General features: G+C 61.3%; 23 protein-coding genes and 2 pseudogenes. 19 read left to right on the top strand and 6 right to left on the bottom strand.

What is annotated here, in order from left to right; genetic code table 11:
* Positions 1–9 precede the first annotated feature (9 nt).
* Complete coding sequence (locus tag HB681_RS20315; protein ID WP_213956684.1) at positions 10–1,194, bottom strand: N-acetyl sugar amidotransferase; 1,185 nt, start codon at positions 1,192–1,194, stop codon at positions 10–12.
* A 334-nt stretch (positions 1,195–1,528) separates the two neighbouring features.
* On the opposite strand from HB681_RS20315, the pseudogene HB681_RS20320 reads away from it, so the two are divergent.
* Positions 1,529–2,634: pseudogene (locus tag HB681_RS20320) on the top strand (IS110 family transposase).
* A gap of 644 nt (positions 2,635–3,278) precedes the next feature.
* A complete protein-coding gene (locus tag HB681_RS20325; RefSeq protein ID WP_213956685.1) occupies positions 3,279–4,631 on the top strand; it encodes a hypothetical protein in 1,353 nt (450 codons plus the stop codon).
* Between the two features lie 105 nt (positions 4,632–4,736).
* On the opposite strand, the gene HB681_RS20330 is transcribed toward HB681_RS20325, so the two are convergent.
* Complete coding sequence (locus tag HB681_RS20330) at positions 4,737–5,891, bottom strand: cytochrome P450 (protein ID WP_256735025.1); 1,155 nt, start codon at positions 5,889–5,891, stop codon at positions 4,737–4,739.
* 20 nt (positions 5,892–5,911) lie between these two features.
* Here HB681_RS20330 and HB681_RS20335 point away from each other — a divergent pair, with 20 nt between their 5' ends.
* The 4 genes from HB681_RS20335 to HB681_RS20345 all read left to right on the top strand — a co-directional run bounded on the left by HB681_RS20335 (position 5,912) and on the right by HB681_RS20345 (position 10,007).
* Positions 5,912–7,108, top strand: a complete 1,197-nt coding sequence (locus HB681_RS20335; RefSeq protein ID WP_213956687.1) for a DNA-binding protein — start codon at positions 5,912–5,914, stop codon at positions 7,106–7,108.
* 125 nt (positions 7,109–7,233) lie between these two features.
* On the top strand, positions 7,234–7,488 hold the full coding sequence (locus HB681_RS38180; protein WP_256735021.1) for a helix-turn-helix domain-containing protein: 255 nt from the start codon (positions 7,234–7,236) through the stop codon (positions 7,486–7,488).
* Between the two features lie 21 nt (positions 7,489–7,509).
* Positions 7,510–8,313 carry an IS30 family transposase gene (locus tag HB681_RS20340; RefSeq protein WP_256735022.1) on the top strand — a complete coding sequence of 268 codons (804 nt, stop codon included), beginning with the start codon at positions 7,510–7,512 and terminating at the stop codon, positions 8,311–8,313.
* Between the two features lie 182 nt (positions 8,314–8,495).
* A complete protein-coding gene (locus tag HB681_RS20345; RefSeq protein ID WP_213956688.1) occupies positions 8,496–10,007 on the top strand; it encodes a hypothetical protein in 1,512 nt (503 codons plus the stop codon).
* A 209-nt stretch (positions 10,008–10,216) separates the two neighbouring features.
* Here HB681_RS20345 and HB681_RS20350 read toward each other — a convergent pair whose 3' ends face one another.
* A complete protein-coding gene (locus HB681_RS20350) occupies positions 10,217–10,441 on the bottom strand; it encodes a hypothetical protein (RefSeq protein WP_213956689.1) in 225 nt (74 codons plus the stop codon).
* A gap of 201 nt (positions 10,442–10,642) precedes the next feature.
* Here HB681_RS20350 and HB681_RS20355 point away from each other — a divergent pair, with 201 nt between their 5' ends.
* The 3 genes from HB681_RS20355 to HB681_RS20365 all read left to right on the top strand — a co-directional run bounded on the left by HB681_RS20355 (position 10,643) and on the right by HB681_RS20365 (position 13,703).
* Entirely contained in the window at positions 10,643–11,332 is a 690-nt protein-coding gene (locus HB681_RS20355) for a hypothetical protein (RefSeq protein ID WP_213956690.1), read from the top strand.
* A 665-nt stretch (positions 11,333–11,997) separates the two neighbouring features.
* Positions 11,998–12,255 carry a toll/interleukin-1 receptor domain-containing protein gene (locus tag HB681_RS20360; protein WP_213956691.1) on the top strand — a complete coding sequence of 86 codons (258 nt, stop codon included), beginning with the start codon at positions 11,998–12,000 and terminating at the stop codon, positions 12,253–12,255.
* A 38-nt stretch (positions 12,256–12,293) separates the two neighbouring features.
* Positions 12,294–13,703, top strand: a complete 1,410-nt coding sequence (locus HB681_RS20365) for an ATP-binding protein (protein WP_213956692.1) — start codon at positions 12,294–12,296, stop codon at positions 13,701–13,703.
* A gap of 22 nt (positions 13,704–13,725) precedes the next feature.
* Here HB681_RS20365 and HB681_RS20370 read toward each other — a convergent pair whose 3' ends face one another.
* Positions 13,726–14,259: a hypothetical protein gene (locus HB681_RS20370; RefSeq protein WP_256354632.1), complete on the bottom strand. Its 534-nt coding sequence runs from the start codon at positions 14,257–14,259 to the stop codon at positions 13,726–13,728.
* A pseudogene (locus HB681_RS38185) lies at positions 14,256–14,447 on the bottom strand (transposase domain-containing protein); the annotation flags it as partial. The pseudogene HB681_RS38185 and the gene HB681_RS20370, both read right to left, overlap by 4 nt.
* Positions 14,448–14,623: 176 nt before the next feature.
* Here HB681_RS38185 and HB681_RS20380 point away from each other — a divergent pair.
* The 4 genes from HB681_RS20380 to HB681_RS38190 all read left to right on the top strand — a co-directional run bounded on the left by HB681_RS20380 (position 14,624) and on the right by HB681_RS38190 (position 18,329).
* Positions 14,624–15,871: a tyrosine-type recombinase/integrase gene (locus HB681_RS20380; RefSeq protein ID WP_213956694.1), complete on the top strand. Its 1,248-nt coding sequence runs from the start codon at positions 14,624–14,626 to the stop codon at positions 15,869–15,871.
* Complete coding sequence (locus HB681_RS20385) at positions 15,868–16,824, top strand: tyrosine-type recombinase/integrase (RefSeq protein WP_213956695.1); 957 nt, start codon at positions 15,868–15,870, stop codon at positions 16,822–16,824. Before HB681_RS20380 ends, HB681_RS20385 begins: the two co-directional genes overlap by 4 nt.
* Complete coding sequence (locus HB681_RS20390; RefSeq protein WP_213956696.1) at positions 16,817–17,821, top strand: tyrosine-type recombinase/integrase; 1,005 nt, start codon at positions 16,817–16,819, stop codon at positions 17,819–17,821. Before HB681_RS20385 ends, HB681_RS20390 begins: the two co-directional genes overlap by 8 nt.
* Before the next feature lie 232 nt (positions 17,822–18,053).
* Positions 18,054–18,329 (top strand): hypothetical protein, encoded by a 276-nt coding sequence (locus tag HB681_RS38190; protein ID WP_256354634.1) that lies wholly within the window; start codon positions 18,054–18,056, stop codon positions 18,327–18,329.
* A gap of 253 nt (positions 18,330–18,582) precedes the next feature.
* Here HB681_RS38190 and HB681_RS38775 read toward each other — a convergent pair whose 3' ends face one another.
* Positions 18,583–18,744, bottom strand: a complete 162-nt coding sequence (locus HB681_RS38775; protein ID WP_213956698.1) for a hypothetical protein — start codon at positions 18,742–18,744, stop codon at positions 18,583–18,585.
* A gap of 208 nt (positions 18,745–18,952) precedes the next feature.
* Here HB681_RS38775 and HB681_RS20410 point away from each other — a divergent pair, with 208 nt between their 5' ends.
* The 6 genes from HB681_RS20410 (at position 18,953) to HB681_RS20435 (ending at position 23,464) form a co-directional block, all read left to right on the top strand.
* Complete coding sequence (locus tag HB681_RS20410) at positions 18,953–20,071, top strand: alpha/beta hydrolase (protein ID WP_213956699.1); 1,119 nt, start codon at positions 18,953–18,955, stop codon at positions 20,069–20,071.
* Positions 20,072–20,111: 40 nt separating this feature from the next.
* Positions 20,112–20,528, top strand: coding sequence for a hypothetical protein (locus HB681_RS20415; protein WP_213956700.1), 417 nt, complete (start codon positions 20,112–20,114; stop codon positions 20,526–20,528).
* Positions 20,525–20,872 carry an IS66 family insertion sequence element accessory protein TnpB gene (tnpB, locus tag HB681_RS20420; RefSeq protein ID WP_345944707.1) on the top strand — a complete coding sequence of 116 codons (348 nt, stop codon included), beginning with the start codon at positions 20,525–20,527 and terminating at the stop codon, positions 20,870–20,872. Before HB681_RS20415 ends, tnpB begins: the two co-directional genes overlap by 4 nt.
* A gap of 79 nt (positions 20,873–20,951) precedes the next feature.
* Positions 20,952–22,520 carry an IS66 family transposase gene (locus tag HB681_RS20425; protein WP_213956702.1) on the top strand — a complete coding sequence of 523 codons (1,569 nt, stop codon included), beginning with the start codon at positions 20,952–20,954 and terminating at the stop codon, positions 22,518–22,520.
* Positions 22,517–23,041, top strand: coding sequence for a hypothetical protein (locus HB681_RS20430; protein WP_345944708.1), 525 nt, complete (start codon positions 22,517–22,519; stop codon positions 23,039–23,041). Before HB681_RS20425 ends, HB681_RS20430 begins: the two co-directional genes overlap by 4 nt.
* Positions 23,042–23,074: 33 nt before the next feature.
* Positions 23,075–23,464: an alpha/beta hydrolase gene (locus HB681_RS20435; protein WP_345944714.1), complete on the top strand. Its 390-nt coding sequence runs from the start codon at positions 23,075–23,077 to the stop codon at positions 23,462–23,464.
* The last annotated feature ends 13 nt before the right edge of the window (positions 23,465–23,477 follow it).

A 23,477-nucleotide genomic window follows, 5' to 3' on the forward strand; every position in this document is an offset into this window, starting at 1 on the left:
CATTTCGTTCTATTTCGATCTATTTCGCGAACTGCTCCTTTGAACGAAGGATCGTCCGTCGGGCATGAGATCGGCGTCAGGAAGGGGCTCGCCTCTTTTTACGCCTTCAACATCAAAGTTTGAGCCCGGCTGTGAATGTGCGACAGCGAAGTCAAGGAATTCCTCTTCGTCAATCTCGAGGATTTCGATTACCTTATCAAGGCTTGCTGGACGACGCCCGTCACTTGATCTCCCGAGATTCAAAGCCTCTTCGCTTGACATTTTGCCCAGCCGTGCCTCAAGGGATCCGATTCGCGCGCCACGTCCATAGCCCTCTTTTATAAATCGAAGGTAGTCATGCGCACCAACCAGAAAGCAATCAAACTTTTCGTACTCGCGTCCGATCGGCACACCTTCCTGCGATGCCCCTTTCCAACCAAGCTCCTCCGCAATCACACTAGCTTGGCGCGCCTCGTCCCATAGTATGTAGTTACTAAGGAAAATGGCGCGAACGCCCGACGAGGAGATTTCGTCCATGGATGGGAACTCAAACGGCCTCAATGCGATTGGATCTAAGTCCGAAACGGCCTCGGCCATTCGATCAAAATTGATGGCAGTGACTAGTTCGTACCATTCTTGATTCACGACGTCTAGGTTGGACGGGTCGCGATACGTCCTGCCAGGATAGGCGTAGTATTCTTTCAAGCTGTGTGCATAAACGACTAATGGAATACCCCTCTCGATCGCTGTTCGAACGGGAAAGGCGGAAATCCCGGCAGTGCAGTGCCAGCATACTGTTCCCGCCAGACTCAGTCCGACTTGCATTAGTCGTTGCACAGTTCGAATCGGCGGCCGAAATGTCACTTGATCGACGCCAAGTTCATCGAGTACCCGGGCGCAGTTTTCCCACGCACTCTGTCGCAAAAATCTATTGTCGACTGTAATCGCTAAACAGCGAAGGCCAAGCACCCTTGTTAGATAGAAGAGAACATATGTGCCGTCTTTGCCTCCACCGAATGGCACTACTGCATCATAAGCGGCCTTACCTCGAACTCCTTCAACGAGATCGCGGAGTACGCGCTCCTGGGAATCCCAGTCAACTTTGCCGTTCTTGAATTCGTGGTGCCGGCATACAGAACAGATGCCATCGTTATCGAATTCAACACCGCGCCGAGTGCTTGGCAGGGCGCATCGTTTGCAGTAGGCGTTACTCATGAACTTGTTAACCCTCTCGGTGCACCTTGCGCAATTCGTTTCGTTCGTGATCCGGCGCGACTCAGAATATAGCGGCTTGAAACGGACTATTCCCCTTACACGTGCGCATCATTGGCCCCTTGGGTTGTAGTCCTTGTGGAGTCTGACATTCATCTTGAGGATACGCGGACAGTGTTTCTACCAGCCCCTCCCCCGCGGTGAAGTCTTCTACCTGATCCAGCCTCGTTGCCCAACGGTCTGCGTGCCTTGGATTGGTCTTCCAACTGGCCCAACAGTCTCACTCTGGAGGTCTGCGGCGACGACCTCCGGAAATCTCCTTACATCATGGTCGCCCGTGGCGGCGGCCGAGCCGGACCGAGCGCCGGGGTGTTTGGTAGGCAAGGTGCCGCACGACAGGAACAAGTTGTTGAAGGTGCTGGCCAAGGTCGGCACCGCGGATCAACTGCACGTCGCTTACGAGGCTGGTCCTACGGGCTTCGGGCTGCAGCGTGCCCTCGAGGCCAAGGGTTACCTTTGCGAGATGATAGCCGCGTCGCAGATTCCGCGACGACCCGGCGACCGGATCAAGACCGACTCACGCGACAGTGTCCAATTGGCCGAGTGCTCGCGCGCTGGCCAATTGAGCGCCGTGTGGATCCCCGATCCTGACGATGAAGCGTTCCGTGATTTGTCGCGTGCGCGTGAAGACGCGGTCCAGAGTCGCATGCAGGCCCGCCATCAACTCAAGGCCTTCGTGCTGCGCCATTACGTGCGCTACAAGGGCAAGACCTCCTGGTGCGGTGCCTACGACCGCTGGCTGGGGACACTGAACTTCGGCGCCGGCGCCGCCCAGACAGCGTTCACCGAATGGCAAGCCGTGACGGCAGCGGACGATCGCGTCGACCGCCTGACCGAATCACTGGAGGCCTCGATCGCTGGCTGGCGCTTCGAACCGGTGGTAGGTGCGCTGCAGGTCTTTGCGTGGCGTGGCCGCGATCACGGCGATTGGCCTGGTGGCCGAGATCGGCGACCGCGGGCGCTTTGCCCATCCGCGCAAGCTCATGGGGTATCTGGGACTGGTTCCATCTGAGAGTCCCAGCGGCGAGCGCACGAGCCGAGGCAGCATCACCAAGACAGGCAACGCGCGCACGGCGACTTCTGACCGAGGCTGCCTGGAACTATCGCTTCAAGGCACGCATCGGCAGACGGGCACAGGTGCGACAACAAGAGTTGTCCGAACCCATACGAAGAATGGGCATGACGGCGCAACTGCGGCTGACTCAGCGATTTGCAGCATTGAATGCGCGTGGCCTGCAAACCAACAAGGCCTGTGTCGCGGTCGCAAAAGAGCTGGCGGGCTTCGTCTGGGCGATCGGCATGCAGGCGCAGCGGGAGAACTGGAGGCAACCTAAAGAAGAAACCTCCGGGATCGATCTGGTGATGCGGCACGAGCAGCGATAGGGCAACCCTCGAGCCCGTTACCAGGGCACCGCAAGGATGATCCCCGACCTCAGAGCGAGGTAGGCCCGCGACGAATCGATGAAGTGCAGGTAACCAATCCGCGGATATTGAGCCTGATTCATCGTCGCTGCAAACGCTCGAGTCGCATCACCCCATCGATCCCAAAAACATGCCTGACCCCCTATAACCTGCAGTCGCTATTGACAGTGGCGACCATATGAGTCTAGGACGTGCGTCGCGGCACAGCCGAAACACCTACCAACGCACATGATGCCAACACCGCGCCATTGATGCCAGCGCATTCGTGTGTTGCGGCGATCCTGTGCGGGCGCCTGTGGCGCCTTTGGTCTTTGTTGTCCGTCCTTGACAGATCAGCTCAAGCGCTCTAAAAGCGCGTAAGAGGTGCTGAGTAGTACCGTTCGCGTAACCGACCGCCGGAGGCGACATGACAACATTGAACGAATCTATCCAAGCTCTGGTTAAAGCGCACGCGTTTAGCGTGCCTTCCGTTGGCGGCTATGTCGGTGCCGTAAGGTTTGTGGCGTCGAAGGACGCCAAGGCCTTCGCAAGCGACCTAACAAGAATTGTTGTGGCTCGAGCATCTTCAGAAAGCTAAGTTACCTGACGAAGAGTGGGGCGTAACAATGCACTCCGACCTGGCAAACTACCGTCGAGACGCGTTAACACCGACGCTGTGCAATGCGCTCCGCCACGACTATTACAAAAGCGCGTGGCATGATGCGCTCGAGCAGGGTTCCGCTGAAATAGTCGATGACCCGATGCGCTTTCTGAGTAGGTTGCCGCCGTTAGGCAAAGGGACACTTCAGACAGGTCTACCGCCGCTACTCGAGAAGAATGAAAAGATCGCGTTTGCGATACACACGACAGGCTCCACAGGCCCGGTTACTTACAGATATCGAAGCGACGCTGAGCTTCGAGAGATTGCAGGATTCTTCCAGCAAGTCGCCGAGACCATTAGAGGCGATAGGCGGCGCCCATTGGTATATATGCTTTATGGTCCCTATCATGGTAGGGATTTGTCCGGATTAGGGGGCTTTTTCCCCCAGGCTGCTCCTTATTACTTCAGTGGCGCAGTTTGGGACGACATTTTTATACGCCAAGGAATTGAACTGCTGCGAAAGCGATTTGACGTTCCAGGTCTTGACGATCGAATTAGCCAAGTACATGGCGCCGTTAGGTTGCTGCGCGTCTTCACTCAGTGCATGATTGACGCTGGAGTGCGTGCAACTGAGACAGGTGTAGAGACACTTGTATCGTTCGCTGGCTATTTGGCCTCTGAGTCTCGTAACTTCCTTCAGCGCTACTGGGGTGTAATGCCGCTGGAAATTTTTTCCTTCTCTGAAGTAATGGGCGGCGCATCAAAGTGTCCAATGTGTGGCGCGCTAAATTTTGACCCGCACTTGCTGCCGGAGGTGCTGTCCTTCACGTCTGCGCAAGCGGTCGATGAAGGCGTAGGACGACTAGTTGTAACTGAGCTTTTGCCGTTTGGAAGATCGCAGCCGCTCATTCGCTACTATAATGGCGATATTGTCCAACGTGTTAAGTCGTTGTGCCCTGTCTGTGATCAGACCGATCGAATTATTCATCTCGGTCGCGATAATGAAAGTATTATTTTGTCTGAGTCCGACAATCGCGAGGTTATCATTGGCTCAAACCAACTTCGCGAAATTGCGTATTGTTCTGAAATTGCGCGTACTGCCGAGTACCCTCACCTTCGAGCGCTGAAGGACCGCACAACGCACGTTGGAGCGCCTTTCGTTGCTTGCGAAACTATTGCAGGCATGAATGGCGGGAAGACCGAAGTACGCTTACGATTCAGGCCGCGCCAGATTGGCGGAAGTCGAAGCAATTTGGAAGACGAGGTACGTCAACGAAGCATGCAGATTGCACCAGGCCTAGGAGCGGCAGTGGAATCCGGTAAAGTTGACTTCCGCACTCATGCGGATGATTCTCTTGATTCGGTGCTCTGGAAGTAGACCTGATTCAGCCGGAGCGCGTGCCGGCTGAGTTTGATCCTATTGTGTTGAGGCCACAGGATTTTCTACTTTCCAAACATTCATTGTGGCTCTCAGTAGGCAGCTTCAATCGAGCGAGATGAGTGCTCGCTCGAACGTTGTCATTCCGAACGTTGGCCGGTACTCGCATAAGATCGTTTCGAAGCTTGGAATTAGATTGCTGAACACTTCGATTGCGCGAGCAATGGCGCGAGTCGCAATGGACGACCCAATACACGCGTGCGCACCGAATCCGAACGCCAAATGCTGCGACGAATGTGGCCACCTCCAAGGATCAAAAGTCGAGGGATTCGCATAAATTGAGGCGTCATGATTGGCAGTCAAAAGTTGAAGCTTTACAAAGTCATTCTGAGAAACATGTAAACCGTCCACAACGAAGTCGGAAGCTGCTCGTCGTGCAGCTATGTGAAAAGGTGTTGAAAAGCGGAGGCACTCATCGACTATCGACGGAACAAAGTCGGGGTTGCTCGCGATCGCTTGCAGCCTTTTGTCGCAGCCGATAGCGAGTATGGCCGTAGCCAAGCCGACCGCTACAGGCCGGTATGTGCCTGTCAAAATTTGCAGTTGTACAGCGATCAACTCGTCGTTGTCCAGCGAAGGACTCGGCCGTCGAGATTGCGTTGAGAGCTCGGAACCCATACGCAGGCTTCCGAAGCGACGAATAGCTTCCGCGGCGCTTGCAGCAGCGATTTCCGTGCCGTCAACTTTCGAAATAAAAGCCAGCACCTCTTCGCCTATGAGAAATGCTGCTTCTCGATCTTCCGGATGTATTCCTAGGATCTCGCCTGCAAGATGTCTTGCGTATGGGAGGGCCAAATCTGAATACACATCGACATTCGCCGAATTGCGTTCTGCTATAGATCTTGCGATCTCATCCGCCATACGGATCATTTCTGCGTCGATCGCTCTCCGAGATACCGCCTTCCATGCTGCAGCAAGGCGCCGACGCCGATGTTCTAGTCCTTCAGAGTACAGAGGCCATTTTCCGACGAGATCGAACATCCGCCCATCAGACTGCAGAAGTGCGTCCTTTGGTTCCTTCGTTGAAGTCAATCGTTCATCGCACAACAGTTGTCGAACAAGGCAGTAGTCGCCGACCGTCCGACGAGCCCGCCCATCCCTAGAAGCAGTTTCGGAGGGCATCGCGCCTGCCGGATAGATCGCGAAGGGAGTAGGCAACACTGGCGAGAGCCGCTTGCTGTGGGCTGACGGGAAATTCATCTTCACATAGCAGCGAGGGAATGCTGCAGTTTGCCTGCGTTTGGGCTCGACATCAGACGATTATCGAGGGTAATAAATGGTGGCGAAAGGGCGGTCAACTCGCCGAAAGTTCGAGGTTCGACATGAATGAAATCCGGGAATTCAGATCGTCCAGAGGCATCCAGATCGAGGACGTCTTCGGGGCGGCCGATGCGCTGCTGGCCGAGGGGCTGCGGCCCACCATCGAGCGCGTGCGACTCAAGATCGGGCGAGGCTCGCCGAACACCGTGAGCCCGATGCTGGAGAAATGGTTTTCTTCGCTCGGACAACGGATTGCGGGCGGAACGAATCCTGCGGCCAATCTGGCGGCGGGCAACGACGCGGACGGCGTGCCGGTGAGCGTACGCAACGCGACCAGGCTGCTCTGGGAGACGGCGCGGCGAGAAGCCGATGATGTTCAGCGACAGGAACTGGAAGGCGCCCGGGCACAGCTCGAGGAAGCGGGCAATGTGCTGACGGTGGGCCAGGCCGACCTTGCGCAGCGAGAAGCGGCATTTGAACAAGCCCGGGCGAGCCTGGACGCGGCGCTGGCCTCCTCGCAGCAGGCGCGCGAGACGCTGGAGCGACAACTGGCCGAACAGACGGCCGAGATCGCACGGCTGCGGGCCGCTTCGGAGCAGGAGATCGCCCGGCTCAACGCCCTCCTCCAGGAGTCTCATGCCAGCAAGGAAGTGCTGCGGCAGGAGCAAGCGGCGGCGCTGGCTGCCCGCGACACGGACTGTAAGCAAGAGCGCGACCGTCACGCAGCCCAGGAGCGCCACTTACATGAGGAAGTCGACCGGGCGCGACAAGGTTCGAAGCAACTGGAAGCCGGACTGGCCAGGGAACAGCAACAGCGCCTGCGCAGTGAGGAGGCCGCGGCCCAGACGCTGGAGGCTGGCCGACGGATGCTGCGCGAGACGCAGCAGGCCGCCCAGCACGTCGAGCGCGAGCTTCGCGATCAACTCACCCACCAGCCAGCCTGCTCGCACAAGCGAAGGCGGAGGATGCGGCCTCGGCGCAGCGGCTGGACGACCTTGAACGTCAGTTGGGCGAAGAAAAGAAGGCGCACGAGGGTACGCGCGCGCTGCTGGCCGGCGCCCTCGCGACCGAGCTCAAAGAGGACTCGCGCAAGCGCGGAGTTGGACCCAAAGTCAGGCGGCCCAAGGGGTAGCGACGGGGCGATTACGGCCTCTTGAAACGCGTTCACTTTCGGTTGGCGCGCAGGGCGAGACTTCATGCAGGCAATCGAACCGGTGGTCAGATCCATTGAATGGGCGGCCTCAAATCTGAAGTGCAACACCTCATCGCATAAGGTGTGCACATGAATGAACGAACCAGGTACCAGCAGCTTCAACCCGAGGACCGGATCACGATAGCAAGCATGCGTCAGCAGTCTTTGAGCATGCGGGCCATGGCCCGCATGCTCGGGCGCTCCGCGTCCACGATCAGCAGGGAACTGGAGCGCAACACGCTGGGCGAGTTGCCCTACGCCTCGCACTCGGCTCAAGCCTGCAGCCAGGGGCGTCGCCAGGCCGCGCGTGCGCCGCGCAAACTCGACATGCAGGGCGTGGGCTAAGATCGTGCTGACCTTGCTGGATTGGCGCTGGTCGCCCCAGCAGATCGCGGGTACCCTGAAGCGTGCCTTCCCCAACGAGCCCGAGCGCCACGTGTCCCACGAAACCATCTACAACGCCATCTACGCGCAGCCGCGAGGCGAACTGCGACGCCAGCTCGTCGCCTGTCTGCGCCGCGGCCACAGCACGCGCATGCCCGCACCCGGGGCGATGATCGCCGTGGCCAGATCCCGGACATGGTCAGCATCCATGTGCGCCCGCCCGAGGTGAACGACCGAGTCATGCCGGGGCACTGGGAGGGCGACTTCATCAAAGGCGCAGGTAACAAGTCCTCGGTGGGCGTGCTGGTCGAGCGCACGAGCCGGTTGGTGCTGCTCGCCAAGATGGACGACGCGACCGCCGCCTCGGCGCTTGCGGGCTTTTCTGCCAAGCTGAACTCGATTGCCGAGCCCATGCGTCAGAGCCTGACCTACGACCAGGGCAAGGAGATGTCGCGTCATGCGGATCTCGCTGCACAGACGGGCGTCAAGGTGTACTTTTGCGACCCGCACAGCCCCTGGCAACGCGGCACTTGCGAGAACACGAACGGCCTGCTGCGTCAGTACATGCCCAAGGGCACGGACCTGAGCCTGTTCAGTCAAGACGAGCTCGACGGAATTGCCGGCAGCATGAACAACAGGCCTCGCGCCACGCACGCGTGGCACACGCCGCTTGAGGTGTTCGCGCAGACGGGGCTCCCCCCTCCTCCTCTTCGCCTGGGTGTCGAGTGGACGGTGGCGCTCGGCGGTGTCCGAAGCGGTGTTCGAGAACCTGCACCGCGGCGATGAAGGAACCTATCTGTACACGCTGGCCAGCTCGAAGACAATGGGAAGGTTCGTGCCGAGGAGTGTGAAGCCCTCGTGTCATCTTAAAAGTATGCTGAAAGCGGTAGACCACTAGCCACGGCGACTGAAAAAGAACACATTGTTCGCAGCATATTCGGCTGGAATCCGGTCATAGGAGAAGAACAATGAGGAAACTCGTCTTCAGATGCCGATGGGTGGTGTGGATGCTGCTTTGTGGAGCGGCGTCAAGCCACGCTGACCTGAACGACAGGTGCGGCTGCAATGCAGGGCTTGCACGTCAAGTATTTTCTTCCACTTCTCAGTCGACACTCGAACTCGCCTTCTTAGAGCAAGTCGACGAAACCCAATTCGAGAAGCTTAAAAAGGAAGCGTCGGGCGAAGGCAACTACTTCTACGTGATCTCGGGATCTGCCAACTACAAGGAGTTTCAGACGAAGTTGGCGACTCTCAAGCGGCAAACCAGGTTTGATCTCAAGTCGGCGCAGTCGCAGGCCCTCTTGTTCAGCAAGGTCGATACCAAAGACTGGCTTACGTGTAAGACGCAGTGCATTGCGAAGGACACTGGTTTTTTTTGTGACGTCTCCGATCTCACCATCAAGACGGTTGTTGTGAGTTGCAGTTGGCGCCCGCAGGGAACGGCGAAGCGATCCACGGTGCACGTTGTGGCCGACACAGTAGCAGAGCCGCCCAGACCAATCGATCCCAATACAATCGCAACGTGGCAGTTTCACAGAGACCCCGAGCGACCGATGCTGGTCACACTGTCTCTTCAGGGTGGAGACAGCACGACTCTTCGAGTAGAAGCCATACCAAAGATTGAGGACGTGAAGGTCCAACTGACCGGTGCCACGACTACTGCGACCGCGACTGGAAGAAATCCTCATGCAATCGCGTCGCCCTCAAACTCCGGCAGCGCGCTGGTTGGGGGCGGCTGCGCAGTGTCAGACGCGCAGACAGGGTCGCCTCATGCGCTCGTCATGGTGACGTCCCAACCCACTGGCACTGGTTGGGAATGCAAGGGCTCGGACCCGCCAGGCTTGCCGGTCGCCGGCTGGGCGCGTGCGACGGCAGTTGAGGTGGGGATTGCAACCTCAAGACCATCGGTACGTCTCGCATGCATCTCGACTTCCCAGGCCAGTGCTGTTGTTAGGGAGCCGACAGCAACAGTCAGCCTCAGTCCAACACAGATCAGCGATGGATTTGTCATCGTGTCCGGTGGCTGTGCAACTGCACACGCAGGATTTGGAGCGGCTCACGCCGGGGCCCTAGTCAATGCTGTTCCCGCCAACGGCCTGACCGAATGGACGTGTAAGGTCGTTGATCAACCCAATGTCCCGATCGTCACTCAGGTCACAGCGAGCCTCCGGGCTTGCCGGATCGAAGACAGTTCTCCTACGCCCCTTGCGCCGCTTCCGAGGCTACAAAGCCAGACCTTCGACGGTAAAAAAATCTCCGGAATGTATCCGACTTCTACTGTGCAAGTGGACTCCGGTTGGACGTTGACGGGGGGAGGCTGCAGTCTGGGGTATGCCAACAATGGTGCACCGCATGCCGAGTCCTATGTCGCTGGCGAACCTACGCCACATGGCTGGAAATGCTCGGGCGCTGATCCGCCCGGAACACCAAACAGCGCCTTCGTCGCGCCGGTAGCGATCGGGGTGCGGATCGGTCCGTAGGTTTTTCGTGCAAAGTCTCCGGCCAAGGTCACGTGCACGTGCCGGGGGCGAGAGCCTGTCTTGAATTTTGTGTGCGAGGCATGACGATCAGGAGCGAGAAGGCGGCGATCTCGTCCGAGGGGTAACCGCAACTTTGATGAAAACTGACACCTTTGCCCTCAGAAAACCCAGAGCTGCGGCGCGCCGCATTCAGAGTTGTTGCTGCGCGATCAGAGTGAGCGACCCTGCTTCGCCTGCTTCGCCTGCTTCGCCTGCATCGTTGCGAACTGTTCCACCGTCAATTCACCCCTTGACGGTGCGCACGCCCCGGATGTACGACACTTCGGCCGGAAGATGGGCGGCTTCTCGAACATCTTCGCGTCATGCTTCACGATCGCGCCTGTGGGGGCGAGCTGGTGGACGGTTGTGTCGTCGGCATGCAGGACCTGGCTCAAGCCGTTAGCTGACTACAACACCATCAGCAGCCTGGAACTCGACGCCCTGTCGAATCCTGCAGCTGCTGGTCTACGCTGGTTGGCGCCATCCGGGACGATCCATGGGCAGCGCGCGACTCGAGGCCGGAGCTCGTCTGCAAACCATCGACCGGCCTCGCCGTTTTGGATATCCTGTGCCCACACGCTTTGCATTCTCGCAAGATGCCAACAAGTAACGACCGCAAAGAAGATTCCGAATGCGCCTCTGCTGCGAGCGCATTGGCCTTCGATCGTGAGAAGTGGGAGGCAAGCCGGGAAACAGAAAAGCGAGATTACAGTTTGCGCGAGCGGGAACAAGACTTCAAAGAAGCGGAAGCAAAGCGCTCACGTCTGACCAATCCCCTTGTGATTGCAGTTGTAGGAGGCCTGCTCACGGCTATCGCAAACATCTATTCGACGCGCACCACGTCGGCAAATCAACAAGATATCGAACGGAATAAACTGTCGCAAGAGCGCCAACTTGCCAGCCAAAAGGCCGAAGAAGAACGAATACTTGATGCAATGAAGCTAGCGGGCTGCGATCAGATTAAGGATCGACTAACTGCGCTTATCCATGTTGGGCTGATAAGTGATCTTAATCGCAGGGCGAGTGTCGCTCAATACGTGAGCACTTTGAGCTGTGCGAACCCAATTCCTCCGCAACCGCCGTCGACGTCCCCACCTTTTGAGCTGAGTTCAGATTGGCTCGGCGGTGGCCACAATCAAGGTGAGCTTTGCCAAGCGCTGAGGTCACAAGCGCTCGCGCGCTATCCAAACAGAGTAATTATTCAATTGTCATCCCGCGAGGAGAGCAAAAAAGATTGGCTGGGTCATGTCGAATACAGATATTTTTGTACGTTCCAGCCCCAATAAGTCATACGCGACCGGCTATTCGAGTCGACAAACTGCGTCCTTGAATCTCGGGTCCTGAGTTGACAGCCTACGTTCCCACGTAGATAAACGTGGAAACATGATGTCAAATCTTGAAGATTGGCAGCTCGGCTGTTAACCGGCCGCAAGCGCGACGGGCGCTCCGTATGTGACGAACAGGCCAGGGCCGAGTTGGTTGCCGAGTGTGGCAAGCCGGAGTGCCGCCACGGGTGCACGCTGGCACCGCGTGGACACCGGCGTGGGGAAGCCTCGGTGTGACGACCTGCGCTTTTTGCTTGGCGTCTTGTGGTTGCTTTTAAGGGGTGATCGTCCCTTCCGTGCGCTTTGTCACGGGGGGCGGGTGAAAACGCCCTGAAATCAGCAACTTGCATTCGGATGTCTTGCGCGAGAACCGCTTTACGCAAGTCGCTGATCCATAACGGTACTTTTGCCCTGACCGTGACAATCCGCACGGAAAGGACGTTCACCCCGGGCAGGGACACGGCGGCGATCCTGCCCACGGTGACCGTGTTTGAGCGCACATCACCAACCTCGTGGAGGTCAGGCGAAGGGTGCGAATACTCGTCTAGCCTTGCGGCACCTTGCCCGATAAGCTCGCTGCCCAATATCAATGCGGGCATAAGCCACGCCGACTTCGCGAGGAGGCGATGGAGAATTTCGACGTATTCCTCAGCTACCACTGGCGCGACCATGCGGCGGTGGAGGCGTTGGCACAGCGTCTGCGCGGCGCGGGGCTGCATGTCTTCCTTGATCGTTGGTACCTGACGCCGGGCACGAGCTGGGTGCGCTCCCTGGAGGACACCTTGTCCTACTGCCGCGCGGTGGCCATCTGCACCGGGAGCGAGATGGGATCCTGGCAGCCTGGCAGCAACGCGAGGCTGATGCGGCGCTGGACCGCCAAGTAAGGGACGGCCGCGACGGCAAGGTCTTTCCCGTCATCCCGGTGCTGCTCCCAGGTGCCGAGGCACCGCTGGGCTTCCTGCGCCAGAACACCTGGGTCGATCTGCGCGAGCGCGCCGACGATGCGCGGCGTCTTGCGATCCTGGCCAAGGCCATCTGCGGGGAGCCTCCGGGGCCGGAACTACAGGAGGCCGTTGCCCAGTCGATGGCACTCGTCTGCCCTTACCGTGGCCTGAACTACTTCCGCGAGGAGGACGCAGCCTGCTTCTTCGGACGTGAGGCGGCCACCACCCAGTTGGTCGAGGCGGTGGGCCGCCATAGGCTAGTCGCCGTCGTAGGTGCGTCCGGCAGTGGCAAGTCGTCGGTGGTGCGCGCCGGGCTGGTGCCGGCGCTTCGCGGACGACGCGAGTACGCCTGGGAGATCGTCACGCTGGTTCCCAACGATCGGCCGTTGTACAACCTGTCGGCCGCTCTGCTGCCCCTGCTTGAGCCCGGGATGAGCGAAGTCGCGCGATTGGGCGAGATCCAGCGTCTGGCTGACCAGATCCAGACCGGTAGCACCCGGCTGCGTGACGTGGTCCAGCGCGTGCTGGCCTTGCAGCCGGGCACGCAGCGCCTGCTGCTGGTGGTGGACCAGTGGGAAGAGCTCTTCACGCTGACCGAGAACGCTGAGCAACGCCAGTGCTTCATCGACAACCTGCTGGAAGCCACGCAGACCTCGGCGCTGAATGTGGTGCTGACGCTGCGCGGCGACTACTTCGGCCGCGCGGTGACCAGCCAGCGCGAACTCTCGGACCGGCTGCAGGGCGCCCAGGTCAACCTCGGGCCGATGACGGAGGAAGAACTGCGCTGCGCCATCGTCGAGCCGGCCAAGCGAGCTGGGCTCGAGTTCGAGACGAACTTGGTGGAGCTGATCCTCGAGCACGCGGTGGGCGAGCCGGGCCACCTGCCGCTGCTGGAGTTCGTGCTGCGCGAGCTGTGGGAGCAGCGCCAGGGTCGCGTGATGCACTGCACGGCCTACGACGCCATCGGGCAGCTCGAAGGCGCCATTGCGAAGCGCGCCGACGCGCTCTACGACGATCTGACGCGGAGCGACCCCCAGGCCGAGCGACGCATCCGCTCGATCGTGCTGCGGCTCGTGCGCCCCGGGGAAGGCGAACTGGACACGCGGCGCCGAGCGTTGCTGGAGGACTTCGACGCGCCAACGACCAAGCTGGTTGAGCAACTGGCGCAGGCGCGGTTGCTGGTCAACTCGGCCAATGTTGGCAGTCAATCGCCAACCGTCGAAGTCGCGCACGAAGCGTTGATCGCCCACTGGGCACGGCTGCGCGAATGGGTGAGCGCCGACCGGCAGTTCATGACTTGGCGCCAGCGCCTAGACGACGAGGCCGCGGAGTGGGAGCGCAAGCAACGCAAGGCCGGCCGTGTCTGTCCGGTCTTCCCCGTCGCTTGACGACGGAGAAGCGGCGTGACAGTCAGATGTCGATGACCCGCCGCAGGTGTCCGTAGGACACGCTCCAGGAGGCCTCTCCCGTGTCGATGGTGGCGGTCTTGGGGTTGCTGCGGGTGATGACGCCGACGTGCGTCTGCAAATGACGATCGGTGAAGGAGACCTTGTCGCCGCGCGCGAAGTCAGCGCGTGTGGGTCTCGGGGCAGCAGGAGGCGTGGGTTGCGCCGGCGGTGTTGCGGGGCCCGGTTGCGGTGCGGACTGCGGCGGCTCGATCGCTGCGTAGGGCAACTTCCACTGCACGCGCTGCTGCGTGTCATGCAACGTCACCTGCGCATCGCGCATCTCGATGATGCGCCCCTCGCGCATCGTGTCACGGCGGCCATCGTAGAAACGCACGACCTGTCCGAGGTGCAGATCACGGCGCACGGCCACGATGCGCCGCGGGTCCGTCATCAGTCGCTCCACGAGCGCGCTGAGTTGGTACAACTCGAGGCTCGTCGCCTGGTTCAGCGCGTCGATCAGCGTGGCGTCCTGCATCGGCGGTGTGCGTGCATTCATGCCGGCCTCCAGTTCATCGGCAGCAACTCCTCCAGTCGATCCTGGCGATGGCCGTTGATGCGCTGGAGCACGTCGCGCAGGTACGCGTAGGGCTCCACGCCGTTGAGCCGTGCCGTCTCGATGAGGCTAAAGGCGACGGCCGCCGCGCGCCCGCCGCGCTCGGAGCCCGCGAAGAGCCAGTTCTTCCTCTCATGATCATTTATGCATGAGAGGAATAATGCGAACTGCGGTCTTATGCGAACTCGTCGTCGTTCATCTTGCGCACAACGAGGCGTGGCAAGGCTCGCGGCGCTGTGAGCGAGGTCTGGACTTCTCATAAGAGCGGGCGTCTCCTGCTGTGGCAACCCCACTTCAGGAGACCTCCATGTTTGCGTTCGAGTCCATTCATCCACTGCCGGCCGCTTGGCTTCGCGACAGCGATCTCGCGCCATTCGTATCTGCTTACGTGCATCGGTTGGTCGACCGGCACTACGCAGCCGGCACGGTGCGGGCGTACGTGTACGGCGTGGCGCATTTTGCGCACTGGGCGCGTCACTGCCGCCTTGATGTCCGGGACCTTGACAATGAGATCGTTAAGCGTTTCGTTGACGAACACCTGCCGCGCTGCACCTGCCCATCGCCGGTTCAGCGCTGCCGTCATCAGGTCCGAGCTGCGCTTTACCAGTTGCTGGTTGCTCTGGTCGATGTCGGCGTTCTGATCAGCAATCGCCGACGCGACGCGATTGAAGATCAGCTTGCTCGCTTCGATGCCCACATGCAGCAGGCAAGGGGCCTGGCTGAGACCACGCGGATTCGACGGCTGAGCGCCGTTCGATCCCTGCTGCAATTCTGCATGGCCGGCGACTCCGACGCGGACGCGATGGCCACGCCAAGCGCCGATGAACTGAGGCGATTCATCGCGCAGGAACTCTCGCGCATCAGTCCGGCCAGCGCTGGCTCGCTTGCGGGCGCGCTGCGCGGCTACCTACGCTTCTTGGCGCTCAGCGGCGCTCGTGTAAGTCACCTGCTACCCATCATCGCTACGCCAGCCAATTGGAGGCTGGCGCCGCTGCCGCAAACGCTCTCCCCGGGCGAGGTCGAGCGGCTGCTGGACGCCTTCCCGCCGGAGCTACCGTCGCACTTGCGTGGCTACGCCATGGTGCGCTGCCTGATAGATCTCGGCCTGCGCGAGCGCGAAGTCGTCAGTCTGGAACTCGACGATATTGACTGGGAGGCCGGCACGCTGCGCATTGGCAAGGGCAAGTCGCGCCGCGTGGACGTGATGCCGCAGACCACGGGGCGTGCCATTGCCGCGTACCTTCGCTCGGAGCGGCCAACCACCGTCAACCGGCGCGTCTTCGTTCGTCACGTGGCGCCGCTGGACGAGCCGATCCGGCCGGACGTGGTTCGCAACACGGTGCGGAAGGCATATCTGCGCTGCGGGCTGCCGTATACGCGCGTGCACATCCTGCGCCATACGCTGGCGCGCCGGCTGCTGGAGACCGGCGGCACGCTCAAAGAAGTGGCCGATATGCTGCGTCACCGTTCACTCGACACCTCGATGATCTACGCCAAGGTTGACATCGGCCGGCTGGCCGCCGTGGCGATGCCTTGGCCGGGGAGCATGACATGAACCGCAGCCACACGATGCAGGCCGCCGTGCAGCGTTATCTTGAGGAACGCCGACGGCTGGGCTTCGCGATGAAGAGCCCGAGCACAGAGTTGATGCGATTCGCGCGCTTTGCAGACACCAGAGGACTCCGAGGGCCGCTGACTCTCGAGCTGCAACTGGACTGGGCCCGCGAACATGTTGCGCGAACCGGCCCCTTCACGGCAGCGCGCAGGCTTGAGATCCTCCGACCCTTCGCGGCCCACTACCGGCAATTCGAGCCCGCCACCGAGGTGCCGCCGCCGTTCATCCTAGGCCGAGGCCATCGACGGCTCGCCCCTCATATCTACACCGACCAGGAGATCGCTGATCTACTGGAGATGGCCGGCAGAATGACGCCGCAAGGCGGCTTGCGGCCGTTGACCTACAAGACGTTGTTCGGGCTCATTGCCGCCACTGGCCTCCGAATCTCCGAAGCCTTGAAGTTGCAGGTCGCGGACGTCGACTTGGCCGGCGCGACGCTCACGGTGCGCCAGACGAAGTTCCACAAATCGCGCTGCTTGCCCCTGCACGCCACTGTCGTGCAGGCCTTGTCCGCCTACCTCTGTGCACGCCTCCGGTTCGTCGACTGCGCGGGCGCCTCGCCCGTCTTCGCCATCCCGACAGGCCGCGCGCTGCCGTTGCGCACGGTGCACCACGTATTCGCCCGGCTGCGCGATCAATTGGGGTGGCGTGCTCGCGGCGAGCATGCCCGGCCGCGCATCCATGACCTGCGCCACACAATGGTGGTCCGGCGCGTTCAACTCTGGCATGAATATGGCGCGTCGATCGACCACGCGATGTTCTGGCTATGCACCTACATGGGCCACGCCAAGATCTCGGACACGTATTGGTACCTCAGCGGCACGCCAGAGCTGATGGAGTGGGTTGGCGCGCGGTTCGAGTGCTTCGTGCTGGAGGGGGCGTGTCGTGAATAAGCCACTCTCGCCCAGCTTCGCGTCGCTGGTGCAGGAGTTCTTCACGGACTACATGACGCGGCAGCGCTCGCTCAGCCCTGAGACTGTCGCCTCCTACCGTGACAGCTTCGTGCTGCTGCTGCGATTTGCCGAGCAGACCCTGGGCAAGCCGGCCTCTGCTATGGAGGTGTCGGATCTCCAGCCGAAGTTCATCGCCAACTTCTTGGACCACTTGGAGCGCGACCGGGGCAACTCGCCGCGCAGCCGCAACATCCGCTTGGCGGCACTGCGTTCGTTCCTCAAGTTCGCCGCCCGGCGCGACATCGCCAACCTGAGCATCATCGAGCAGGCTCTGGCGGTGCCCATGAAACGCTTCGATCGCAAGATGGTGGGCTTCCTGACCCGCGATCAGATGCTGGCGGTGATCGACGTTCCAACCGCAACTTGGCTGGGTCAACGCGATCACCTTCTGCTCACGCTGATGTTCAACACCGGCGCCAGAGTGTCAGAGATCATCGGCGTAAGGGTGGCAGACGTGGTCATCGGCTCAACGTCATGCGTCCGACTGCACGGCAAGGGCCGCAAGCAACGCTCGCTGCCGTTGTGGAAAGCAACCGCACGCGAGGTGCGTGACTGGTTGCGTTTGAATCCACAACTGGAGGCAAGCTCAGCACTGCTGCCGCGGCGTGACGGCGAACCGATGACGCGGGCCAACGTCACGCAGCGGCTCCAGCGCGCCGTCGCGGCGGCCGCGACCACGCACCCTGAACTCCACAAGCTCGCGGTATCTCCTCACATCGTTCGCCACTCGACCGCGATGAGTCTGCTGCAGGCGGGCACACATGCCACCGACATCGCGCTGTGGCTCGGACACGAGAGCCCATCAACGACCCACATGTACGTCGAAGCCGACCTCGCGATGAAGGAGCGAACTCTCACTCGGCTGAAGCCGCCCGCGGTCAAGTCGGCTCGCTATCGGCCGCCAAAGGGACTGATGCAGTTCCTGAAGTCGCTGTGATCATGCGAAGCGCCAGCGACGCAGTCGAGGCCTTGCGCCGAGGGAAGACTCGCTCGGCCTCGGTGCGAGTTCGCATAAGACCGCAGTTCGCATTATTCCTCGACAGGGCAACTGGCTTCATTGCACGCTCGCTGATGTTGTTGTCCGCCTCCAGGATGCCGTGCTCGATGAAGGTGTTCAGCGCCGCCCAGTTGCTCAGGGCATAGCCGAACGCCTCGCCCAGCAGCAGCGCGTGCAGTGGAAGTTGCCCTACGCAGCGATCGAGCCGCCGCAGTCCGCACCGCAACCGGGCCCGGCAACGCCGCCGACATCGCCCACGCCTCCTGCTGCCCCTAGACCCACGCGCGCTGACTTCGCGCGCGGCGACAAGGTCTCCTTCACCGACCGCCATCTGCAGACGCACGTTGGCGTCATCACCCGCAGCAACCCCAAGACCGCCACCATCGACACGGGCGAGGCCTCCTGGAGCGTGTCCTACGGACACTTGCGACGGGTCATCGACATCTGACTGTCATGCCCGCTTCTCCGCCGTCAAGCGACGGGGAAGACCGGACAGACACGGCGCGACGCTCGATCGCATGCGCCACAACGCCTATTGCCTGGTGCTCGACGGCAACAGCTACCGGGCCCCGCGTCAACTGCAGGCGGTCATCCGCCAGCGTCTTGCCAGTGAGGCCAAAACCGCTCAAGCTTGAGACCTTCGATGGTGTCCTTCGACCTTGTTGCAGCCGGCTCCAATATGCCGAAAACAGGTGGCTCCACTACGCCGGAAGGTGACACCTGGTCAGGACATAGTTGAGGTAGGCCCACGGGTCGTTCCCATGGAGCTTGCCCGCCTGGACCAGGCTCAGCACGATCGCGGCACGCTGGCCGGCGAGTGCGCTGCTGATCGAGCGATTAACGGCACAAGTGGTTCTGGGCAATGCCTTCTTTTACTACCGAGTTATCGACGCAAACCAAGTGCATCTGCCTTGGATTGGTGAGGTACCAGATAGCTTTCGTCCAGGGCTGACGACAAAATCTGCCAAGCCGCGAAGGAACAAGGCCACTGTTACAGCGGGCTTGCCCCAACGCATTCTCAACCGAGAGGGCACGGACCACAAAATGCGGTGCCGCGCAAGGAGAGCAAGCATGCGAGCTCGATACTTTATTGGCGGCTTGGTGACCAGCCTGTGCCTCCAGAGCGCCGGCTTTGCCCAAGCCGAGACGTTTCAGTTGTGCATCAGGGGGGCGTCCTTCGACCCAGGACGGGAATTCCTTCAGACCCGACAGCTGAAATTGCAAGTAGACGGTCCTCCCCCGGGTGACATGCTGCTTTCATTGGCCGGGCGAGCAGTGCGCCAGAAGCTATGGCCTCATCTAGAACTCGACCAGGTCCAAGTCGCCCTCTTCGACGACCAACTGTGCGGCCACGAGCCCACTGCGCTGCTTGAGCTAACCGTCAACGCAGAGGAACTGGCCAATATTGGCAAAGAGAGTGGCCGCGGACCGACTGAGCAGCCGCAGCTCAATGCCGTGGCTCAGCGCGCGGCAGCGCAAGCCGCACCGCCTCGTCAGGCACCTGCGGGCACTCCTAGTAGCGCCCAACGCCACGACTGGATCCAACTTTACTACGCCACCAATCGCCAACCCACCGGGGAAACGCAGGCTGCCCAAGCCTTTGGCTCAGTAGCCGACTCTGATATTCACTTCGGTGCGATCCAAGTGTCCATCCCCGCCGACCATCGCATGGCCAATCTCGAATCTCCCTCGCTGCTACGGCTGGAGTGGCGCGCCAATCCCGAACACCACGTGACGCTGGGCGAAACCTATCGGAGCATGCAAATAGACGAATGGCGCATTGAACTCGCTCGTCAAGCCGGACCTTTTGGAAACACTGGTGTATTGCTGTTTGTACATGGCTACAACAACAGCTTTCAAGAGGCCGCCAAGCGCGCGGGCCAGTTGGCCTATGACCTTGCCTTCCCCGGCCCCGTGGTTCTGTTCAGTTGGCCGTCGGATGGGGACCCTTTGGCCTACGTGCGAGACGAGCAGAAAGCATTGACGGCGTGGCGCCAGACGGCGCGAGTGCTTGACGAACTAAGCCGCCTCGCCCCCAATGTGAAAGTCAATGTAGTAGCGCACAGCATGGGTAACCGGGTCTTCACTCAAGGAATGAGCGAGTTGTTGAAACTGCGCCCTGGCGCCGATGCAGCTTTCGCGCAAATCGTAAATGTCCGAGCGTCCCCGTTCTTGCGAATGAATAGTTGATGGAGGAAGGTCGACGTCTGTGAACGGAAGGATGTTGACGATGGAACTGGAGAAGGATGAGGTTGTGCGGCCAGCGAAGCATCGCGTGGACTGGCGCACTGGCAAGACGATGGTGGAGCGCGGCGACGCGTTCTGGCGCGACCACGAGAGGCAACGCGTCGAATCCGGCATGAGCGTGCCGCAGTACTGCGAGGCGCATGAGCTTGCGCTGTCGACCTATCGCCATCGGGTCAGCGGTCGGCGCCGCGGAAGCAATGTTGCTGTGACGACAGCGCCTGCAACGGCGAAGCAGCCGATCTCCTTCGTTGCCCTGAACACACCGGCAGCGCCCAAGGCGGCGGCGATGGTCGCGCAGGAAGCTGAGTCGCTGGAGATCTCGTTGGGTGGCATGACCTTGCACCTGAAGGGCAAGGCCGCCGATCGAGTGCTCGAGCGCGTGATGGCGAGGCTGGGGTGATCCTGTCGTCGGCAATCCGGGCCTACGTCTGCAGTGAGGTGGTGGACATGAGGAAGTCGATCGACGGCCTGTCGCAGATCGTGGCGGCTGCGATGGGCATGAACCCGCTGTCGGGTCAGGTCTTCGTCTTCATCGGCCGACGCCGCGACCGAGCGAAGTTGCTCGTATGGGACCGCCACGGATTTTGGGTCCTCTACAAACGTCTCGAGGCGGGCCGCTTCACGGACCCCTCGCGCCTGGCGGGCTCGGGCATCGCGATGAGTGAATTGATCGCGTGGCTCGATGGCATCGACCTGAGCCGGACAAGACGCCTGAGAAGCGTGGAGGCCAGCGCCGTGATCTGATGGCGTGGGGGGCGTTGCCGCAAGGCAATCGGCACTTCACCGAATGGCCCGCACGAGCGCGGGCTGCAATCATTGGCACATGCTTCTGGCCACCCCCATCGACCGCGCTGCACTGCCCGATGCAGTGGAGCCACTGAAGGACCTGGTGGTGGAGTTCGCGCAGGCGCTGGTTGCCGTGCGTGCCCAGGCCGATGCGCAGATGGCCTCGCTGGCAGCCCAGCTGGCAGAGTTCAAGCGCCGCGTGTTCGGCCCGCGTACGGAAGCCCTTGACGCCTTGCAGCCGGAGCTCTGGCAGGACGCGGTCGAAGTGCCCGTGCCACCGGATGAGCATCGCGAGGTCGCCGGCCACAAGAGACGGCGCAGCGGCCGTCCGGCCATTGATGCCGACGTTCCTCGCCAGCGCGTCGAACACGACCTGAGCGATCAGGAGAAGACCCAGTTCCGGCGCGTGGAACGCATCGGCGAGGAACTCAGCGAGATGCTGGAGTACACGCCGGCCAGGCTCGTGGTGATCCAGCACGCGCGCCTGAAGTACCGCTGCGAGGACGAGCGCGGCATGAGCACCGTTCGCACGGCCTCGGCCCAGGCCTCGCCGCTGCCCAGGAGCAACGCCGGCGCTGGCCTGCTCGCGCAGGTGATGGTCTCCAAGTACCAGGACCACTGCCCGTTGGCCCGCCAGGAGCGCATTTTTGCGCGGCACGGCGTGCGCATCGCTCGCCAGACGCTGTGCGACTGGGCGCTGTCGGCAGCCGAGCTGCTGCAGCGCCTGATGGCGCCGCTGCACCGTCATGTGCTGGCCAGTCCGGTGATCTTCACCGACGACACGACGCTCGCGTTGAAGGCCCCGCGCGATGGCCCGCCACGCGGGCGGACCATCACCGCCAGGCTGTGGGTCTATCTCTCGGGCGGCTGGCTGACAGACGAGCAGGGCCGATGGCAGAAGATCGCGCCGGCAGCCCTGTACGACTTCACGACCGACCGCTCGGGTACGCATCCAAGGCGCATCCTCGGGGCGTGGCGCGGGCTGCTGCAGGCCGATGATTTCTCGGGCTACGCCGAGAGCTTCCGCTCGGGCGTCACGCACGCAGCCTGCCTGGTGCATGCGAGGCGGCGCTTTGCGAAGATCGTCAAGGACGCACCGCGCGGGTCACCGCCGGGCCTGGCACACGAGGCCATGCGCTTCTTCGGCGAGGTCTACCGCATCGAGGAAGAGATCCGCGACGACGATCCCGATGAGCGACGCAGACAGCGGCAAGCCAGAACGCTTCCGCTGCTCCAAGACATGCGGTGCTGGCTGGACCATCACGCGCCGACGCTGCTGCCGAAGTCGCCCCTCGGGCAGGCCTTCGGCTACACGATGAGCAACTGGGCCGCGTTAACGACATTCCTGGAGCACGGGATGCTGGAAGCGGACAACAACACCAGCGAGCGCGCCATGAGACCGGTCTCAGTATCGAGGAAGAACTGGCTGTTCGCGGGCTCCGAGCGTGGCGGGCGGGCCGCGGCGGTCGTCTTCAGCCTGGTGGAGACCGCAAGGCTCAACGGCATCGAGCCCTACGCGTACCTGCGTGACGTGCTCCAGCGCATCAACGCTCATCGCCAGGATCGACTGGAGGAACTGCTGCCCATGCACTGGAAGCCGGCGTGAACCGCACGCCGCCGATGCAGGACCAGACGCTGGTGGACGCGTTGGACAACGCGACCAGCCTGGAGTTGTTCCAGCTGAGCATGCTGGTGGAGCGGCTCCTCACGGACCCCAGGCGCATCGTGGCCATCCGGCGCCTGCTGCATCTCGGACAGGTCGTGCGCTTCTACGACTGGAAGCACGACCAGATGCGCACGGCGCGCATCGTGCAGACGAAGGACACCCAGGTGCTGCTGCAGGAGACCGAGACGCGCGTCCAGTGGACCTTGCCCTACGCGGCCATAGAGCCACCAGCGCCGGGCCAGGACATCGAAGCCGCACCCCCGCCACCGCAGCCCCAACCGGCAAGGCCTCTGCGAGCAGACTTCAAGCGCGGCGACAAGGTCTCCTTCGTCGACCGCCATCTGCACGCTCGAGTCGGCGTCATCACTCGGGTGAACCAGCGCACCGCAAGCGTCGAATGCGAGGACGCCTCCTCATGGCGCGTGCCATTCCACATGCTGCGCCACGTGATGGACATCTGAATATTCCGCCAAACAACGGGGCTGCTCGGACAGATACCGCAAATCGTCTTGGCTTCACCCGATGTGGGGGAGGAGGAGTTTCGACAACGCTGGATTTATGAGCTTAAGAGCACTACGGCGCCGCGCTACACGCTGTACGCCTCCCGGCAAGACTTGCCGGTCGCACTTTCATCTTGGCTGCATGGAGAACGCAGGCTAGGCGCCGGCGGCAAGGACATCAGCGTGATGCCACCAATGGATTCGGTCGATGCGAGCGGCATCACTAAAGAATGGTTCGGCTTGTCGCACAGTTACTTTGGAGATAACAGCACCGTGATGAACGACCTGTTCGTGCTTATCCATCACAACGCGGCTCCCAGCAAGCGGCCTCGCCTGCGCAGAGTTCAAGGCAGCCAGGGGGACTATTGGGAATTCAGGCGATGAGTCCGCGAAGTTG

The organism is Variovorax sp. dw_954, from assembly GCF_018449755.1.
In the GTDB taxonomy this organism is placed as follows: domain Bacteria; phylum Pseudomonadota; class Gammaproteobacteria; order Burkholderiales; family Burkholderiaceae_C; genus Variovorax.

What these genes read in the sequence shown, in the direction of transcription:
- HB681_RS20315 (WP_213956684.1), bottom strand. Translation starts at nt 1,194, where the DNA reads ATGAGTAACGCCTACTGCAAACGATGCGCCCTGCCAAGCACTCGGCGC.
- HB681_RS20325 (WP_213956685.1), top strand. Translation starts at nt 3,279, where the DNA reads ATGCACTCCGACCTGGCAAACTACCGTCGAGACGCGTTAACACCGACG.
- HB681_RS20330 (WP_256735025.1), bottom strand. Translation starts at nt 5,891, where the DNA reads ATGAATTTCCCGTCAGCCCACAGCAAGCGGCTCTCGCCAGTGTTGCCT.
- HB681_RS20335 (WP_213956687.1), top strand. Translation starts at nt 5,912, where the DNA reads ATGCTGCAGTTTGCCTGCGTTTGGGCTCGACATCAGACGATTATCGAG.
- HB681_RS38180 (WP_256735021.1), top strand. Translation starts at nt 7,234, where the DNA reads ATGAATGAACGAACCAGGTACCAGCAGCTTCAACCCGAGGACCGGATC.
- HB681_RS20345 (WP_213956688.1), top strand. Translation starts at nt 8,496, where the DNA reads ATGAGGAAACTCGTCTTCAGATGCCGATGGGTGGTGTGGATGCTGCTT.
- HB681_RS20355 (WP_213956690.1), top strand. Translation starts at nt 10,643, where the DNA reads ATGCCAACAAGTAACGACCGCAAAGAAGATTCCGAATGCGCCTCTGCT.
- HB681_RS20360 (WP_213956691.1), top strand. Translation starts at nt 11,998, where the DNA reads ATGGAGAATTTCGACGTATTCCTCAGCTACCACTGGCGCGACCATGCG.
- HB681_RS20370 (WP_256354632.1), bottom strand. Translation starts at nt 14,259, where the DNA reads ATGAATGCACGCACACCGCCGATGCAGGACGCCACGCTGATCGACGCG.
- HB681_RS20380 (WP_213956694.1), top strand. Translation starts at nt 14,624, where the DNA reads ATGTTTGCGTTCGAGTCCATTCATCCACTGCCGGCCGCTTGGCTTCGC.
- HB681_RS20385 (WP_213956695.1), top strand. Translation starts at nt 15,868, where the DNA reads ATGAACCGCAGCCACACGATGCAGGCCGCCGTGCAGCGTTATCTTGAG.
- HB681_RS20410 (WP_213956699.1), top strand. Translation starts at nt 18,953, where the DNA reads ATGCGAGCTCGATACTTTATTGGCGGCTTGGTGACCAGCCTGTGCCTC.
- HB681_RS20415 (WP_213956700.1), top strand. Translation starts at nt 20,112, where the DNA reads ATGGAACTGGAGAAGGATGAGGTTGTGCGGCCAGCGAAGCATCGCGTG.
- HB681_RS20425 (WP_213956702.1), top strand. Translation starts at nt 20,952, where the DNA reads ATGCTTCTGGCCACCCCCATCGACCGCGCTGCACTGCCCGATGCAGTG.